The organism is Rhodococcus sp. FW305-130 (assembly GCF_058788335.1).
In genome coordinates this window covers 551,238-568,840 of sequence record NZ_JBYTAP010000001.1, presented here as the reverse complement: position 1 = coordinate 568,840, position 17,603 = coordinate 551,238, and the positions used below count along the sequence as shown (strand labels likewise).

The 17,603-nt window shown below is 63.6% G+C and carries 16 protein-coding genes; 6 read left to right on the top strand and 10 right to left on the bottom strand.

The window, feature by feature from the left end; translation table 11 throughout:
* Positions 1-34: 34 nt before the first annotated feature.
* Together AC3WQS_RS02780 and AC3WQS_RS02775 are read left to right on the top strand one after the other, a co-directional pair.
* Positions 35-640, top strand: coding sequence for a heme-binding beta-barrel domain-containing protein (locus AC3WQS_RS02780; protein ID WP_170320401.1), 606 nt, complete (start codon positions 35-37; stop codon positions 638-640).
* 144 nt (positions 641-784) lie between these two features.
* Positions 785-1,825, top strand: a complete 1,041-nt coding sequence (locus AC3WQS_RS02775) for a hypothetical protein (RefSeq protein ID WP_492741395.1) — start codon at positions 785-787, stop codon at positions 1,823-1,825.
* Positions 1,826-2,058: 233 nt separating this feature from the next.
* On the opposite strand, the gene cydC is transcribed toward AC3WQS_RS02775, so the two are convergent.
* The 5 genes from cydC to AC3WQS_RS02750 form a co-directional block, all read right to left on the bottom strand.
* Positions 2,059-3,747 (bottom strand): thiol reductant ABC exporter subunit CydC, encoded by a 1,689-nt coding sequence (cydC, locus tag AC3WQS_RS02770; RefSeq protein ID WP_492713015.1) that lies wholly within the window; start codon positions 3,745-3,747, stop codon positions 2,059-2,061.
* Positions 3,737-5,425 carry a thiol reductant ABC exporter subunit CydD gene (gene cydD, locus AC3WQS_RS02765; protein WP_492713016.1) on the bottom strand — a complete coding sequence of 563 codons (1,689 nt, stop codon included), beginning with the start codon at positions 5,423-5,425 and terminating at the stop codon, positions 3,737-3,739. The genes cydC and cydD overlap by 11 nt, the downstream gene beginning before the upstream one ends.
* A 58-nt stretch (positions 5,426-5,483) precedes the next feature.
* Entirely contained in the window at positions 5,484-6,527 is a 1,044-nt protein-coding gene (cydB, locus tag AC3WQS_RS02760; RefSeq protein WP_003939727.1) for a cytochrome d ubiquinol oxidase subunit II, read from the bottom strand.
* Between the two features lie 9 nt (positions 6,528-6,536).
* Positions 6,537-8,036, bottom strand: coding sequence for a cytochrome ubiquinol oxidase subunit I (locus AC3WQS_RS02755; protein ID WP_020970618.1), 1,500 nt, complete (start codon positions 8,034-8,036; stop codon positions 6,537-6,539).
* Positions 8,037-8,190: 154 nt separating this feature from the next.
* Positions 8,191-9,054, bottom strand: coding sequence for an aminodeoxychorismate lyase (locus AC3WQS_RS02750; protein ID WP_492713017.1), 864 nt, complete (start codon positions 9,052-9,054; stop codon positions 8,191-8,193).
* Between the two features lie 79 nt (positions 9,055-9,133).
* Between AC3WQS_RS02750 and ygfZ the strand changes: the two genes are divergently transcribed.
* From ygfZ to AC3WQS_RS02730, 4 genes are all read left to right on the top strand, one after another.
* Positions 9,134-10,255 (top strand): CAF17-like 4Fe-4S cluster assembly/insertion protein YgfZ, encoded by a 1,122-nt coding sequence (gene ygfZ / locus AC3WQS_RS02745; RefSeq protein ID WP_492713018.1) that lies wholly within the window; start codon positions 9,134-9,136, stop codon positions 10,253-10,255.
* Positions 10,252-10,920 (top strand): MOSC domain-containing protein, encoded by a 669-nt coding sequence (locus AC3WQS_RS02740; protein ID WP_019745099.1) that lies wholly within the window; start codon positions 10,252-10,254, stop codon positions 10,918-10,920. Before ygfZ ends, AC3WQS_RS02740 begins: the two co-directional genes overlap by 4 nt.
* Positions 10,917-11,870, top strand: coding sequence for an asparaginase (locus AC3WQS_RS02735; protein ID WP_003940365.1), 954 nt, complete (start codon positions 10,917-10,919; stop codon positions 11,868-11,870). Before AC3WQS_RS02740 ends, AC3WQS_RS02735 begins: the two co-directional genes overlap by 4 nt.
* A 202-nt stretch (positions 11,871-12,072) precedes the next feature.
* Entirely contained in the window at positions 12,073-12,276 is a 204-nt protein-coding gene (locus AC3WQS_RS02730) for a DUF3073 domain-containing protein (protein ID WP_003940337.1), read from the top strand.
* Positions 12,277-12,426: 150 nt separating this feature from the next.
* On the opposite strand, the gene purM is transcribed toward AC3WQS_RS02730, so the two are convergent.
* The 5 genes from purM to purF all read right to left on the bottom strand — a co-directional run bounded on the left by purM (position 12,427) and on the right by purF (position 17,494).
* Entirely contained in the window at positions 12,427-13,506 is a 1,080-nt protein-coding gene (purM, locus tag AC3WQS_RS02725; RefSeq protein WP_003940225.1) for a phosphoribosylformylglycinamidine cyclo-ligase, read from the bottom strand.
* A 207-nt stretch (positions 13,507-13,713) separates the two neighbouring features.
* Positions 13,714-14,460, bottom strand: coding sequence for an AIM24 family protein (locus AC3WQS_RS02720; RefSeq protein ID WP_019745100.1), 747 nt, complete (start codon positions 14,458-14,460; stop codon positions 13,714-13,716).
* Between the two features lie 13 nt (positions 14,461-14,473).
* Entirely contained in the window at positions 14,474-15,151 is a 678-nt protein-coding gene (locus AC3WQS_RS02715) for an AIM24 family protein (protein ID WP_003939918.1), read from the bottom strand.
* Positions 15,152-15,154: 3 nt separating this feature from the next.
* Positions 15,155-15,763: an AIM24 family protein gene (locus AC3WQS_RS02710; RefSeq protein WP_020970622.1), complete on the bottom strand. Its 609-nt coding sequence runs from the start codon at positions 15,761-15,763 to the stop codon at positions 15,155-15,157.
* Positions 15,764-15,916: 153 nt separating this feature from the next.
* A complete protein-coding gene (gene purF, locus AC3WQS_RS02705; protein ID WP_003940541.1) occupies positions 15,917-17,494 on the bottom strand; it encodes an amidophosphoribosyltransferase in 1,578 nt (525 codons plus the stop codon).
* Between the last annotated feature and the right edge of the window lie 109 nt (positions 17,495-17,603).

The following is a 17,603-nucleotide window of genomic DNA, read 5'->3' as shown; positions in this document are numbered from 1 at the left end:
CGTAAGGCGCGGCAGCGGGGACGAAGCTGTCGCCATCGCCGTCGAGCGCTCCAAGTCGACGGCGTCGCTCAACATTCCGACCCTGCCGGACCTTCCGTTGCCCGAGGACACCGCAAACCTGCGCCTCGGCCCGGACATCAATCCCGAACTCCTCGCACTGCTCCCCCTCGTCGGCGTCTGGCGCGGCGAAGGTGAAGGGCACGACGAGACCGGCGACTACGCCTTCGGTCAGCAGATCGTCATCTCTCACGACGGCGGCCCCTACCTCAATTGGGAGTCCAGATCTTGGCGTCTCGACGCCGAGGGCAAGTACGTGAGCCCTGATCTGCGCGAGAGCGGTTACTGGCGCATGGGCGGCGACGGCATCCCGGGCAGCGTCAACCAGGAAGTCGTCGAGCTCCTGCTCAGCCACAGCTCCGGCGTCGTCGAAATGTACTACGGCCGTGCGCTTACCCAGGCGTCGTGGGAACTTGCCACCGACGTGGTGATCCGCAGCCAGTCCGGTGCACTGTACGGCGGCGCGAAGCGCCTCTACGGCATCGTCGAAGGCGGCGACCTCGCGTACGTCGAAGAGCGGATCATGTCTGACGGTGGCCTGGAACCGCGCCTCTCGGCGCGGCTGACCCGCTACATCGGCTAGTTCTGCTGTGCGCCTTTATTAACCCCCGGCGGTTAATAAAGGCGCACAGCAGATCCATCCACAGGCACCGACAAATTCCACAGGCGGGCTCTGGAGCGGCAGTTTCGACCGATTCCTGTCGGACCGCGATCTCACGGTATTCGCATGAACTGCGACTACATCGATCCTGATCTCCGAAGACTCTTCGACTTCCAGCACGGGCTCGCGACCAATAAACAGCTGCGCCCTTTCGGCTATTCACCGCGGCGCATCCAACATCTGGTCGAATCGGGTCAATGGACTTCCGTCCTCCACGGCGTTCAATCCAGCACCAACGGCCCACTCAACCGAGCAATGATTCTCGAGGCCGCCCTTCTGTTCGGCGGCGGAGAGACCTACCTGAGTCACCGGACTGCTGCTGAAGAGTGGGGGCTCACGCACATCGAGTCCGAACTGCCGGTCCACATCACTGTCCGATACGGCAGATCCTCACGCTGTCAGAGTCCGACGGTCAGACCCGAACGCTCCCCGGCGCGCCCCGTTCCGTTGGGGTGGTCCACTGCCCATCCCGGAGTGATCGTTCATCGTTCACGCGCTCAGGCCCACATCGGCGTTGCCACGCAGCCTGCTCGTACTTCGCTGGCCGACACCGCAATTGACCTGGCAGTTGCAGAGCCGTCGGCTCGCGACGCCGCTCGTTCTCTGGTCCGCTCGGCCACGGCGTGCAAGGTGTCCCGGGTGGAACTACGCACCCGAATGGAGTGCCGCCGGCCGAGGCGATATGTCAAAGCGCTGTCCTCGACATTGGACCTCTTGGATCGCGGCGTCCAGTCGGTACTCGAACATCGCTACGCAATCGAAGTCGAGCGAGCACACGGTTTGCCGGAAGCACGACGGCAATCGCCGGTCCTCGTCGACGGGAGAACTCTCTACGAGGACGTCGACTACCGCAATTGCGGTGTCGCACTGATCGTTCGACTCGACGGTTTTGCCTTCCACTCTTCTCGAGCGACTGCACTGCGGGATCGGCGGCGAGGTAACGCATCCGAACTGTCAGGCAACGCCACACTGGTCTTCGGTTGGGAGGAGGTGGAGGGGGCCTCGTGCCGAACTGCAGCCGAGGTCAGAGCGATCCTCGAGCGCGGTGGATGGTGGGGGCCTAATCCTTGTCCGCGCTGTGGGCCTTTCTTCACCGCCGGGGGTTAATAAAGGCGCACGGCACGAAGCGACCCCCGAGCCACACCCACGCTTTCGCGCGGATCCCGGTCGGACTGATCGGGGGCTCGGGGGTCGGGTGGCTGCCTGGGATTCGCCGGCCGCTCACGCGGTAAGTGAATTCCATCAGCGATTGCGGCTAGCTGGCAGCCACCTCACGCGTCCGTCTGTACTTCAATTTCAGACCACCTCCTTCCTTGTGTAAAGGAGAAAGTACGCCCACTTCACGACGACGGCAACGTATTTTCCACAGAAACTTTTCCGACGCATATCACCTGGTCAGCTGCTGTGCCGTCCGGAAGTTGGTGGGTGACGACAACAACGGTTCGCGAAGAATCGACCAGCGTTGCGTCGCGACTGAGCAACTCGCGGAGCAACTGAGCGCCGGCCTCCGCGTCCATGTGCTCGGTCGGCTCGTCGAGCAGCAGCACCTCCGCAGGCGAGACGATCGCGCGTGCCAACAGCAACCGACGACGCTCACCGCCCGAAACCGCTCGCATACCGCCGACCAGGTAGGTATCGAGCCCTTCCGGCAGTTCCGACAACCAGTCGCCGAGACCAACTGCGGCAAGTGCCTTCTCCGCGTCCTCGGCGGTGAGGTCACCCCGCGCAACGCGCAGGTTCTCGAGTACCGACGTCTCGAAGAGGTGTGCATCTTCGGCGAAGTACCCCACGTGCTTGCGCAGTTCGGCCGGATCGATATCCGAAATATCCACTGCGCCAACGCGAACTGTTCCCGCGACGGGCGGCAGCAACCCCGCCGTCGTCATCAGTGCGGTGGTCTTTCCGGATCCACTCTCCCCGACGACGGCAACGCGGGCACCGCGAGGAAGATCCACGGAGAGCGGTTCGGTCACCTTTCCCCCGGGCCAACCCGCCTGCAATGCATGCACGCTGAGAATCCCGTTCTCCGGCCACGCACGATTTCCTTCGACGTGTTCCGCGTCGGCTCGATCGAGTACCGCCATGATGCGAGCCGACGCCAGCCGCGCCTTGGTCAATGCAACTGCCGCGCTGGGCAGTATCGCGGTTCCCTCGAAAGCCGACAGCGGAAGCAGTACAAGGATTCCCATGGACATCGGTGACATGTCGGTGGTTCCGTACAGCGTAATTCCGATCAGCAGGGCACCGAGTACGCTCACGCCGATTGCCAGGGGCGTCGCAGCGGCGGCAAAGGCACTCGGTACCGCCGCGCGATCGGTTGCATCGACCACCTCGTTCTCGGCGGACACAGCCTCGCTCACCGCCTGATCCAAGCGACCTGATACTCGAAGCTCAGCGGAATGGTCGAGCGCGGTAACCGCCGACGCACTGAATCGCGCTGCGGCAGCTGAACTGTCGGCCTCCGCAAGTCGAGCAGCTCGCGCCGACAGCCAGGGCGCCGCAATCCCGGACACCGCCAGCGCAACAGCCAGAATGAGTGCGGCCGGAATCGAGATGAACAACAGGATTCCCACCGCGGCGAAGGCGAGGACAACCGAAACAGCAATCGGGATCAGCGCTTTGACGACGACGTCGCCCAGCGCGTCCACGTCGGAGCCCGTACGGGAGAGCAGGTCACCGCGTCGTAGTCCGGCGGCGGCCGCGGGATCTCCCGCCGCCAACTGCTGGTAGATCCTCGACCGCGCTGCGGTGGTGCCGCGCAATGCGACGTCGTGCGTCGTCAATCGCTCGAGGTAGCGGAAGACACCACGCGAGATTCCCAACGCGCGTACGGCAACCACGGCGACGCTGAGATCGAGAACGGGAGGCATCTCCCACGCGCGCGTGATCAACCATGCGGACAGCGCCGCCAAGGCGAGTGCGCTACCGAGTGTTGCCACACCGGCGGCCACCGCAGTCAGTACGCGTCGTGGTCGAAGTTCCAGTAGCCGAAGAGCACGCAGAAGCGGATCGTGAGCGTCACTTCTCATGAGCGCGCACCTCGACGATCCGGTCAGCTGCGGCGAGCACACTCGGACGGTGGCCGATCACGACGACGGTGTCGCCGCGCTCCGCCCGTGCTCTCAGAGAAGCCAACACTGTCCCTTCCGAATCGGAGTCGAGGTGAGCGGTGGGTTCGTCCAGGACAAGAACTGCGCGGTCGGAGGCGAGCACGCGTGTCAGCGCCAGTCGTTGTCGCTGCCCCAGCGACAAACCTGTGCCGCCGACGCCGATAACGGTCTCGACACCCGCAGGCAGCTCGGCCAATACCGCGTCGAATCCCGTCGCAGCAGCGGCGCGAGCCAATGCTTGCGCATCGACGACCCCGGTGAGATCGAGATTTTCACGAACGGTGCCAGGTAGGAGGACCGGATGCTGGGGAAGCCATGCCAACTGACTCCACCACGCGTGCTCGTCCAGGTCTCGGACATCGACGCCGGCGACCGTCACGCGGCCACTGCTCGGTTCGATCAGTCCGAGTAGCGCGTGCACTGCCGTCGACTTGCCGCAGCCGTTGGGACCGGTGAGCACGGTGATCGCCCCTGGCAACGCCACGGCGGAAAGTTGAGACGGTGCGACTCCCCCACGAGAGGTCACGCCGAGTCCGTCGAAGACGATGTCGGCACCGCGAGCGACCACCGTCGTGCTACCACCCTCCGGTGCGGCAGAATCCGCCTCGATCACCTCGAATGCCTTGTCGGCTGCTGCCATTCCGTCCTCGGCGGCGTGGAACTGGGTTCCCACCATCCGAAGTGGCAGGTACACCTCGGGTGCGAGGACCAACGCGACTATCCCCGGCTCGAGTGACATGTCCCCGTACACAAGTCGCAAGCCGATGCTCACGGCCACCAATGCGACGCAGAGTGTTGCGAGCAGTTCAAGCACCATCGAGGACAGGAACGCGACGCGGAGGGCAGACATGGTCGTTCGCCGATGGGCGTCACCGAGTTCACGGACACGCTCGGCAGGGCCTTGCTGACGACCGAGCGCTCGCAGCGTCGGCAGTCCGGCAAGTAGATCGAGCAGTTGCGAAGACAGCGTGGTCATCGCTGCCAACGTCTTCTCCGACTTACCCTTCGTCAGCAAGCCGATCAGAATCATGAAGATCGGGATCAGCGGCAGCGTCACGAAAATGATGACCGCGGACGTCATGTCCTGCACCGCAATGACTATCAGGGTGATGGGCGTCAGTGTCACCGACAGGACCAGAGCCGGAAGGTATCCCGTCAGGTACGGGCCGAGGCCGTCGACACCGCGGGTGACCACGGTCGCGATCTCGTCACGCCGAGGATCCAGATCGCGCGGACTCATCGCCGTCGCCGATGTCAGCACGCCGTTCTTGATCTCGGCAACGACGCGAGTCGACGCCCGGTGCGCATACCTCGTCTGCAACCAGGTCCCCAGAACCCTGACCGCCACCGCTGCGGCCAGAACAACCAATTCGGTTGTCCACGAAGAAACATCCACAGTTCGAGTGGTGATCACTCCGGCCAGCACTCGGCCGATCATGAGCGCCGCGACGATGACCATCACGACGTTCACCATCGACAGAGCGACCGTCAGGATCAGATAGCCGCGCGCAGAGGCGGAATGGCGCCACAGTCGCGGGTCGATCGGCCCCCGGCGACGCTCCCGAGTGGTGGGAGCGTCACCTACTTCGATAGTCACGTGAATTCGACCGTCAGTTCTTTCGTGTTTCGAATCTTTTGTGATTGCGGGTTTGCCACTACCACGTCTTCTCCTTGAATCGCAGACCGATCGACGCCGGAATCTGCTTGGAGGAGATGCGCTGTCGGAACACCCAGTACGTCCAACCCTGGTAGATGATCACCACCGGCGTCATGAATGCCGCGGCCCACGTCATCACCTTGAGCGTGTACGGACTCGACGACGCGTTCTCGATGGTCAGGCTGTACGCCGGATCGAGCGTCGACGGCATGACGTTCGGGAACAGCGAGGCGAACAGCAGCACGACGGTGGCGATGACGGCCACACAGGTGAGAACGAAGGCCCAGCCTTCGCGCTCGGCCCGCGTCAGGAAGACGACGCCGATCAGTGCAGCAGCAGCGGCGGCTACCAGAATCCACGTCCATCCCTTGCCGTAGGCGAGCTGCGTCCACAGGACGAATCCGCCGGCGACGGGAATAGCCGGAATTGCGAGTCGTGCAGCAATTTTCACTGCGTCTTCACGAACCTCGTCTGCACTCTTGAGTGCCAGGAACACAGCGCCGTGGAGAGCGAACACCAGCGCGGTGGTCAGACCGCCGAGCAGTGCGTACGGGTTGAGCAGATCGAAGAATCCCGACTCGACCTGCTTGTCGGCGTTGATCGCCACGCCCCGAACGATGTTCGCGAAAGCCACGCCCCAGAGAACTGCCGGGACCCAGGAGCCGAAGATGATGCCCCAGTCGCAGCGCTGACGCCATTTGTCGTCGTCGATCTTGCTTCGCCATTCGATGGCACAGATTCGAACGATCAAGGCCACCAGGATGATCAGCAGCGGCAGATAGAACCCGGAGAACAATGTCGCGTACCACTCCGGGAATGCCGCGAACATCGCGCCACCGGCGGTGATCAGCCACACCTCGTTGCCGTCCCACACCGGGCCGATCGTGTTGAGCGCCACCCGTCGACGCGTATCGGCCGGGAGGTCACTGCCTCTGCCGACAATCGGCATGAGCATTCCGACACCGAAGTCGAATCCTTCGAGGACGAAGTAACCGATGAACAGTACTGCGACGAGCACGAACCATACTTCTTGAAGTCCCATGATCGCCTCCTAGTACGCGAACGACAGTTGTTTGGGCTTGTCCGGATCTTCCGGCTCGTCATGATCCGTATCGCCCGGCGGATGCATGTCGTGCTCCAACGGACCTTCCTTCGCGTACCGCACGATCAGCTTGAACCAGACCACACCCAGCGCTCCGTAAAGGAGGGTGAAGGTGATCAGCGAAGCCCAGACGGTAGCCGACGCGTGGTCCGAAACACCTTGGTCGACAGTCAGTCTGATCATGTCGACGCCGGTCGGATTGGGATGCACCACCCACGGCTGACGGCCCATCTCGGTGAAGATCCAGCCCGCGCTGTTCGCCATGAACGGAGTGGGAATCGCGACGAGACTGAGGATTCCGAACCACTTCTGGTCCGGGACCCGCCCCTTACGTGTGACCCACAGTCCCGCGAGAGCCAGTGCTGCCGAACCGGCGGCGAGGCCGATCATGGCGCGGAAAGACCAGTACGTGACAAAGAGATTCGGTCGGTAGTTGCCCGGTCCGAAGTCCTGCTCCGCCTGCTCCTGCAGTTGGTTCACGCCTTGCAGTTCGACGCCGGTGAACTTGCCCTCGGCCAACCACGGTAGAACGAACGGCACCTTCAGAACGTGCGTCACGCTGTCACAGTTGTTGTGTGTACCGATGGTGAGAATCGAGAAATCCGGATCCATCTCGGTGTCGCACAGCGACTCTGCCGACGCCATCTTCATGGGCTGCTGCTGGAACATGAGCTTGCCTTGAACGTCACCGGTGTAGATGATGCCGATTCCGGCCACGATCATGACAAGCAAGGCGAATCGTGTTGCCGGGCGGTACATCGTTCGTGCGTCGGTTTCGAGACGCTCGGCTTCGGCGGCCTCAGCCTGCTTGGCGCGGCGCATGTTCCGCACCATCCACCAACCACTGATGCCGGCAACAAACGTCGCCGCCGTCAGGAAGGCGCCGGCAACCGCGTGCGGGAAGGCAGCAAGAGCGGTGTTGTTGGTCAACAACTCCCAGATGCTGGTGAGTTCGGCACGACCCGTTTCAGGGTTGTACGTCGCACCGACCGGATGCTGCATGAACGAGTTGGCCGCGATGATGAAGAACGCCGACGCGTTGACGCCGATCGCCACGAGCCAAATGCACGCCAGGTGTACAAGTTTGGGCAGCCTGCCCCAACCGAAGATCCAGAGTCCGATGAAGACGGACTCCATGAAGAAGGCGACCAGGCCTTCCAATGCGAGCGGAGCTCCGAAGACGTCGCCGACGAATCGCGAGTACTCGCTCCAGTTCATTCCGAACTGGAACTCCTGCACGATGCCGGTGGCTACACCGAGTGCGAAGTTGATGAGAAAGAGCTTGCCGAAAAACTTGGTGAGCCGATACCAGTGGTCCTTTTTGGTGACCACCCACATCGTCTGCATGATCGCGATCATCGGTGCAAGTCCGATGGTCAGCGGAACAAGGATGAAGTGGTAGACGGTAGTGATACCGAACTGCCACCTGGAGACGTCCAAAGTATCCATTGGCTACTCCGAGAGTAGGGCCCTGGGACAGGCTTCGGGGTTCGAGACGCGGGCAGTCGCTCGGCCCCTGCGGACACGGTACTGCTGTCCGGTTTGGACCGCAGGACTTTGCTACTACCAAATGTAGTAGAGACCTGTCGCGATTCCTATTCGCCTATCGCCCTGCTGAATCCGAATCAATTGCACGTTCAACCAATTCCGCGAATTCCTCGGAGACCTTCGGCTCTGGCAATGCGAGCCCGTCGAGTGTATGGACGCGTGCGGCCAGCGTGACGCTCGAAACCATCCACACTCCGTCGGCCGCAATCAAATCCGCAGGTCGGAGGGTTTCGTATCGGCAATCGAAGCGAGCACTGCCGGCAACGTCGAAGAGGGCACGCTGCGTCGTACCCATCAAAATGCCCTGTGCGGGAGGCGGTGTGATCAAAGTCCTGTCCCGAACGATCACCACCGTCGAGCGTGGCCCCTCCAACACATTGCCCTCGGAACTGACGAAGATCACATCGTCGGCACCCAAATTCGCCGCATATCGGAGCGCTGCCATGTTGGTTGCGTAGGACAACGTCTTCGCGCCCAGTAGCTGCCAGGGTGCCCGGGCAGAGAGATCGACCGAGAAACCTCGCTCGAGAGTCATCACCGACAGCCCCGATTCGCGGACCTGTCTGACCCGATCGGCCACCGGACCGACCATCACGAAGGCTGTCGGCTTGTCACCGCTCTCACGGCCGCGGGTCAGAACAAGACGAAGAGCGCCTTCCTTCTCTGTCCCCCACTCCTCGGCAGCCATCTCGGTCGCCAGACGCCAGTCATCGAGAACGGGGGCGGGCAGACCCAGTGCCCGCGCGCTCAGAACCAGTCGACTCAGATGTCCCTCGACCACCCGCGCCCTACCGTCGCGCACCAACAGCGTCTCGAAGACTCCGTCGCCGCGCACCACCGCCAGGTCGTCGGCGTGCAGAAACGGTGCGTCAGCATCGAGCACCTCATGGTCGAGAGTCACCAATACGCGATCAGGCATGCCATCAACCCTAACGATCTGCCAAGCCGCCGGGGCCGCCCTGTAACCGCGATCCCGCCCACACTCCTAGACTGGTCTTGTGGTCGACAACGCTCTTGTGCCCAACAGCCCACTTCTGACTTCCCCCGGCGCGGTCACCGCACCGGACAGTTCGGCCGACATCGGTGTCGCATGGCACTACGGCGATCCCCTCGGTGAACAGCGAACCGCGCAGCGCGCAGCAGTGGTGGTCGACCGCAGTCACAGATTCGTGATCGCCATTCCCGGCGACGAACGCCTCACGTGGCTGCACACGATTTCGAGCCAGCACATCGCCGCGCTCCCCGACGGCAAGAGTGCCGAGAACCTGAGCCTGGATGTCAACGGACGCGTCGAGCACCACTTCGTGCAGACGGACCTGGCCGGTGTCACCTGGATCGACACCGAAGCCGACCGCGGACCCGACCTCCTCTCCTTCTTGAAGAAGATGGTGTTCTGGTCCAAGGCCGAACCTCGAGACGGCAACGAACTCGCGGTCCTGAGCCTGGTCGGTCCCGAATCCCCAGCTGTCCTCTCCGCGATCGGCGTGCAGACACCAACCGATGCCTACGACGCTCTCGCGCTGGCCGACGGCGGGTTCGTCCGCCGCATGCCGTGGCCCACCGAGGACTCTTTCGATCTGCTCGTCCCACGTGAGCAACTGGCGGCGTGGTGGACCAAGCTGACCGATGCCGGTGCCAAGCCCGCCGGAAGTTGGGCCTTCGAGGCGCTCCGCGTCGAAGCGAGGAGGCCTCGCCTCGGACTGGACACCGACGAGCGGACGATCCCGCACGAGGTCCACTGGATCGGCGGGCCGGCCGAACACGGCGCCGTCCACCTCGACAAGGGCTGCTACCGCGGTCAGGAAACCGTCGCCCGGGTTCACAATCTCGGCAAGCCCCCGCGCCATCTCGTCATGTTGCACCTCGACGGCAGCGCCGAAGCGGTCCCGGAACCGGGTGACCCGATCACGGCGGGCGGACGAGCAGTCGGACGTGTCGGGACCGTCGTCAATCATCACGAACTCGGCCCCATCGCGCTCGCTCTGATCAAGCGCAACATTCCGGTCGACACCGAACTGATGGCCGGCCCCAGCGCTGCGTCCATCGATCCGGATTCGATCGTCGCGGACGACGCACCCCAGGCCGGACGTGAGGCTGTCAACCGATTGCGCGGAAAGTGACGGGCATGGTCGACGCGGTCTGCGTCGTCCACACCGAACGTGACAGTGGCGTCAGGCGAGTCCCCCGGACCGCGATCGACAAGCGTCCCGTCGACGGCCGCGTAGCGGTCGGCCGACTCGGCCTGGGTGGCGACTACGTCTGCGACACCGAATTCCACGGCGGCGCCTTCCAAGCTGTCTACGCGTATCAGCGCGACGAAGCGCAGCGATGGTCGGACGAGTTGGGCCGACCGCTCGCCCCGGGGTGGTTCGGCGAGAACCTCCACATCAGCGGAATGCTGGTCACGGACGCCGTGATCGGCGAGCGTTGGCACATCACCGGAGCCGAGGCGTCCGACGTGTTAGAACTCGAAGTAACCGCTCCCCGCGTCCCGTGCGGCACGTTCGGCATCTGGGCCGCGGAAAAGGGCTGGGTCAAAAGATTCACCGAGCGGACCGACGTCGGCGCCTACCTTCGCGTCAACCGGACCGGCACGATCGCTGCCGGCGACTCGGTCACCCGAGTCCACGTACCGGATCACGGCGTGACTGTTCGAGAGGTCTTCGCCGGAACCGACCCCGAGAGACTCCGACGGCTCCTCGCAGAACACACCGATCTTGCACCGAACGTCGCCGCGCGCGTCCAGAGGTTCATCGAACAAGCAGAAGCGCAGGTGCACTCGTGAGTATCGAATTGGTGGAAGTGGTCCGCTCCGGATTCCGCGAATGCGTGCATCGCGGATCGGCCGTCATTCTCGGCGCCGACGGCGAGGTCGTTGTCGGACTCGGGGAGATTCACACACCCATCTACCCGCGCTCGGCGAACAAGCCGCTGCAAGCCGTCGCTGCGCTTCGTAACGGCTTTGCACCCACCAGTCCGGAAGAGTTGGCCGTCGCGTCGTCCTCACATGCGGGCGAGGCCGATCACATCGAACTGGTCGCCGCGCTTCTCGCTCGCTACCAACTCGGTGTCGACCAGTTGCAGTGCCCCTCCGATCTGCCGGGCAACGAACTGGCCCGAGCCGAACTGATCGCAGCGGGCGAACTTCCCAGTCCGATCTACATGACCTGCTCGGGCAAGCACTCCGCGATGCTCGCGACGTGCGTCGTGAACGACTGGCCGCTCGAGACGTACATGGAGCCGACCCATCCCCTCCAACTCGCGATCCAGGAGACGATCTTCGATCTCAGCGGCGAGGAAGAGCAGGAACTCGGCATCGACGGTTGTGGTCTCCCGATCGTCCCGCTTTCGCTCACGAACCTGGCTCGGGCATTCGGACGCCTGCCCTCGGCCGAGCCGGACTCCCCCGAACGGGCTGTGGCCGACGCGGTCCGCGAAAACCCCTTCCTCGTCTCGGGCACGGGCCGCAACGATCAGCGTCTGATGTCCGCCGTGCCGGGTCTGTTCTCCAAGACCGGATACGACGGCATCTACGCCGGAGCGCTTCCAGACGGTTCCGCTTTCGCCCTCAAGATCGACGACGGCCACGAGCGGGCGCTCCTGCCATTGGCGGCAGCTCTGCTCAAGCGAATGAACACCGAGTGGACCGAGGAATTGGCGGCTCTCGCATCCGCTCCGGTCTTCGGCGGGGACGCCCGAGTGGGGACGATTCGCGCAATTCCCGGAAACTTCTGAGCAGTTCTCACAAAGTTCTGACGAGTTCTTTCAGCATCCTGGCAGCTCGCGGCCATAGTGAGAGCAATCAGACACGGCGGTGAGGCGTTCGTGGAAGCGGAAGCGACTTTTCCACGCTAGAGTGTGTGTCAGGAAACTTACACACTCAAACGGGGCCGCCAAATTCCCCAGGCCGCCCCGCGAAAGCGCGAGGGGGTCAGCCATGGGCCGCGGCCGGGCTAAGGCAAAGCAGACCAAGGTTGCACGCGAATTGAAGTACAGCGTACCGACCACGGATTTCGACAGCCTGCAAAGAGAGCTCGCAGGTGGATCGACCAACTCGCATCGGAGCAGTGTCCGATCGGACCAGACTTCCGATAGGGAAGGGCATGCGCGAGAGGACGACTACGACGACTGGCGGCGTTGACCGCGCACTGCCACCGCGCAGACTGTGAAATGAGGAAGAGCTGATCGCTCTTCCTCATTTTTGCGTTCCATTTTCTGCCTCGCGACTGCTTGTACGGACACACAAAACTGCCCCACCGGATCTCTCCGATGGGGCAGCTGACGTTGCGGTCTAGAAGCGCGGGTGGTCTCCGGCCAGGAACGCACGCTCTGCAGCGGCGTCCGACGCCTTCTTGACGCTACCGAGCGTCCAGCAGTCGATGTGGCGTGCAGTCAGGACGGCAAGTGCGCGGTCGACGTCCTCGGGCGCCACGACGGCAACCATGCCGACGCCCATGTTGAAGGTCTGCTCCATCTCGGCGCGCTCGACGCGTCCGCGCTGCGCGATCATCGCGAACACCGGAGCGGGGCTCCAGGTTCCGCGATCGAGTTCGGCGACCAAGCCCTTGGGCATGACGCGCGCGAGGTTGTTGGCAAGGCCGCCACCCGTGACGTGGCAGAACGTGCGCACGTCGGTCTCGGCAGCGAGTGCCAGGCAGTCCTTGGCGTAGATCTTCGTGGGCTCGAGCAGTTCTTCACCGAGCGTGCGGCCGAACTCGTCGACGTGTGCGCTCAGGTTCATGCGGTCGATCTCGAGCAGGACCTTGCGGGCCAGGGAGTAACCGTTGGAGTGCAGTCCCGACGAGCCCATGGCGATGACGACGTCGCCGGGGCGAACGCGGTCCGGTCCGAGCAGCTTCTCGGCCTCCACGACACCGACGCCGGTGGCGGAGAGGTCGTAGTCACCGTCGGCCATGATGCCGGGGTGCTCGGCGGTCTCGCCACCGAGGAGAGCGCAACCGGCCTGGATGCAGCCCTCGGCGATGCCGCTGACCAATTCCGCGACGCGCTCGGGGATGACCCGGCCGACAGCGATGTAGTCCTGAAGGAACAGCGGCTCGGCGCCACAGACGACGAGGTCGTCGACAACCATGGCGACGAGGTCGAGTCCGACCGTGTCGTGCTTGTCCATCGCCTGCGCGACAGCGAGCTTGGTTCCGACGCCGTCGGTCGATGCGGCGAGCAGCGGCTCTTTGTAGTCACCCTTGAGGGAGAACAAGCCGGCGAAACCACCGAGGCCACCCATGACCTCGGGGCGGCTGGCCTTCTTGGCCAGAGGGGCGAAGAGTTCCACCGCCCGGTCGCCTGCGGCGATATCGACTCCTGCTGCCGCGTAGGAGGCGCCTGCGGTGCGGTGACTGTCCTCGGTCATCGGGTTACTACTCCAGCCTTGTATTTCTCGCGAGCACGTATTGCTCGTGCACAGGTAAGTGGTCTTGCAATGTGAAGTGTTTGCAATCCTCGTGACGCGAGATGGATCGTTCGACTCGAGACCCAGAGCGCGCACACAAATACCGACGATTACGCCCATACGCTACCGGACCGGCCCCCTCGGTGAGACCTCGCGTACCCCGAGACGTCAGTTCTGCAGCCGCGCACCGATCGAGGAGTGCAGCGCTCGCAGACTGTTCTGCCCGAGTGCAACGGTCTCGGATTCGATGTGTTTGAGGAGGTGCCCGTCGTGGACGACCTTCTCGCTCGACTGGATCAGCACCGTGCCGGCTCCGGTGAAATCGAACTGGCGTTCTTCACCGGTATTCGCGCCGAACATGCTTCCCCGAACCGCGCCCAGGAAGCTCTGCATCCAGTCCGCATCGAAGTGATGGGACGGCGACGGGCAGTCGGCCCAACCCACCAACGCCTGCGGGTCGATGCGCAGCGGCGGCTCCGCGAACATGACCGGGCCGTTGGACGACGCCAGGAACTTGCCCGTTCCCAGCAGCGTCAAAAAGCCTGGGACGATGGACTGTTTGAGGTCCAGGCTCGTCTCGAAGGCGAGGAGATTGGCCGCGCGAATCGTGAGGTTGCCGTCGTCGAGGTCGTAGGAATTGATGTTGAATCCGCGGTCGCCGAGGATCAACTTGCCCTGCCCCTGGGCGAGCACCCAGTCGTCCGCGTAGAGCGGCGAAGAGAACCTGGCCGCGACGATCGCCGTCATGCTCGTGCGCCCGAGCGGCTCGAAGTTGATGTTTCCGTAGTACGCGATCATCGCGCCCTTGGACGTGAACCACGGTTGTCCGGCCATCTCGACGCAGAAGGCGTAGTCGTTGCCCGGGACGTTGTCGTTGGCGGGCAGAGTTGCCGGATTGTGAATTTCGATACCCATGCTCGTTGCCCTCTCAGAACTTCTGCTCGGACGCCTGGACCCAGACGGTGCCGGCGCCGGTCATCTTCAGCTGGATGGACTCCCCCGAGCCCTTGCCGACGGCCTCGCGCCAGCCGACGTTCGCGGAGATGTCGACGTTGATCTGACCGATGTGGCACACGTATGCCTGCGGGTCGACGACGACCTGAGGATTGTTCGGACCGACCTGCAACGGAATCGCGCCCCCGTGCGAGAGAACCGCGACGCTTCCCTGGCCGTGCAACTGCGTCGTGAACAGTCCTTGACCGGTCATCGCTCCGCGTACCGCTCCGCGCACACCGCCCTGCGACGTGAGAGCGACTATCGAACTCTGGAGGTAACCGTCGTGTGCGAGGAGTCGGTCGGCTTCGACCGTGAGCATCGACGAACCGTCGAGGTGGATGACCTCGACATACAAGCCGGCATGCCCGTAGAAGACCTCACCGTTTCCCTCGGCCGCCATCATGCGTGCATGCTCGCCGGACATCATGCGGCCGGCCATCCCGGCGATACCGCCCATGTTCGGCATGGCGCCTGGCCCACCGCCCATGCTGTGCGGGATGAAGCGGACGTCACCGGTGTAGTAGAGCATCGACCCGGTGCGGGCGAGCACGTTCTGGCCAGGCGCGAGGGTCGACTTGACGACCTTGCTGTTCACCAATTCCAACGGCATGGTTCAGCGCTCCTCGGGCTGGATGTAGACGACTCCGGATCCGTCGAATCGCAGCGAGAACGCTTCACCGCTGCCACCGCCGATCGCGGAGCGCCAGGTGACGTCGGTGACGAAGCTCTGGTTGAGCTGGCCGCGGTGAGCGACGAATGCGTCGGGATCGGCAACCAGCGGATACTGCGGGCTGACTTCGAGCGCGATGATCGGTCCGCCCTTCGACAGCACGGCCACCAGACCGGTGCCGCTGACGACCGTCGTGAACAAGCCCTGTCCGGAACCTGCGCCGCGGAGGCCGGCAAATTTCACATCGGTTCGCAGCTGTCCGACCAGTGCGAGCAACTGTGACGCTTCCACGTGCAGAGCGTCGTTGTCGAGTTCGATGATCGTGATGTCCTGGGCGTCGACCGCGAAGTAGACGGTGCCTTGTCCGCTGACTTCCATCAGGGACAGTGATTCACCTGCCGCCTTCTGTTTCAGCGCGGCACGTAACCCTCCGCCACCGCCCATACCGGCGTTCTTGAAGGTGATCGCACCCTCGTACGCCACCATCGAACCGTTGATCGCTTTGATGGTGTCCCCCACCAGGTCTGCGACCAGTACCCGGTGCCCATCCATTCTCAGTTGCGCCACGGAGGGCACTATGCCAGATGCTCACGACGTATGCCGTGTCGTCGAACGGAAAGTCGTGGAACAGAAAATCTGCCGCCCACATGTTGTGGACGGCAGATTCTCGGCTATCGATTTTCGGCGCTTTGCAGCTTTCGGTGTTCAGGGGCGGCTGAGCGCGCTCGCGTTGTCGTTGTCGCGAGTGGCCGTCGAACCTGCGGTGCTCTCGAGCATCCCCTCGAGGACGTTCTTGCCGATCGACGTTTCCTTGGGAAGCGCGATCGGGTAGGTCCCGTCGAAGCATGCGGCGCACAGACGGCTGGCCGGCTGCTCGGTCGCGGCGATCATGCCTTCGGTGGAGATGTATCCGAGCGTGTCCGCTCCGATGGAACGACGCACACCGTCGAGCATTTCCTCGAACGTCGCATCCTGTCCGCCTGCTCCGTTGGCAATCAATTCGGCCGGTGAGGCGAAGTCGATGCCGTAGAAGCAGGGCCACTTGACCGGCGGCGAGGCGATACGGACGTGAATTTCGAGGGCGCCGGCTTCGCGGAGCATCCGGATGAGCGCACGCTGAGTGTTACCGCGGACGATCGAATCGTCCACCACCACAAGCCGCTTGCCGCGGATGACTTCCTTGAGCGGGTTGAGCTTGAGCCTGATACCGAGCTGACGGATCGTCTGCGACGGCTGGATGAAGGTACGGCCGACGTAGGCGTTCTTCATCAAACCCTGGCCGTAAGGAATGCCCGAACCCTGGGCATACCCGACGGCGGCGGGGGTGCCGGACTCGGGAACGGGGATGACCAGATCGCCTTCGGCGGGGTGCTCGCTGGCGAGCAGACGGCCGATCTCGACGCGGGTCGAGTGGACCGAACGGCCACCGATGACGCTGTCGGGACGCGCGAGGTAGACGTACTCGAAGACACAACCCTTGGGAGTCGGGTTCGCGAAACGCGAGGAGCGGACGCCGTCTGCGTCGATCGCGAGTAGCTCACCGGGCTCGATGTCGCGAACGAACGACGCGCCGACGATGTCGAGGGCTGCGGTCTCGCTGGCGACTACCCAACCGCGGTCGAGTCGACCGAGGCAGAGCGGGCGGATGCCGTGCGGATCGCGCGCTGCGTACAGCGTGTGCTCGTCCATGAAGGTGAGGCAGAACGCGCCCTCCAACGTGGGAAGCAATTCCATCGCGGCCTGTTCGATGGTGCTGTCGCCGGCAGCGTGTGCCAGGAGACCACCGATGAGGTCGGAGTCGGAAGTCGCGGCATTGGGGCGCTTGTCGTTGACCAGGCCGGCTGCACGGGTGCGGCTCGCGAGTTCAGCGGTGTTGACCAGGTTGCCGTTGTGGCCGAGCGCGATGCCGGTACCGGCAGTGGTCGTACGGAAGATGGGCTGCGCGTTCTCCCACGTCGTGGAACCGGTGGTGGAGTAACGGCAATGTCCGACGGCGACATGTCCTGGCATCGCTGCGAGAGTCTGCTCGTCGAATACCTGGCTGACCAGGCCGAGATCCTTGAACACCAACACCTGGGAGCCGTCGGCTACCGCAATGCCGGCAGCTTCTTGACCACGGTGCTGAAGTGCGTACAGGCCGTAATAAGTGAGCTTCGCCACATCCTCTCCCGGCGCCCAGACGCCGAATACACCGCATTCTTCGCGGGGCTCGTTCTCGTCCTCGTCGGACGGGTTCGAAGCGAGGAGATTTGGACTGTTGACCGACAGATCGGCACGAGTCACCGGGCGCTCCCTTTGTGGGCAGGGGTTGGGGGGCATCCACAGTCTACGGCCATTTTGGGACACACTTCCCCTGAGGGCAGCCTTGGGCCTCAGATCACGCCGAAGCGAA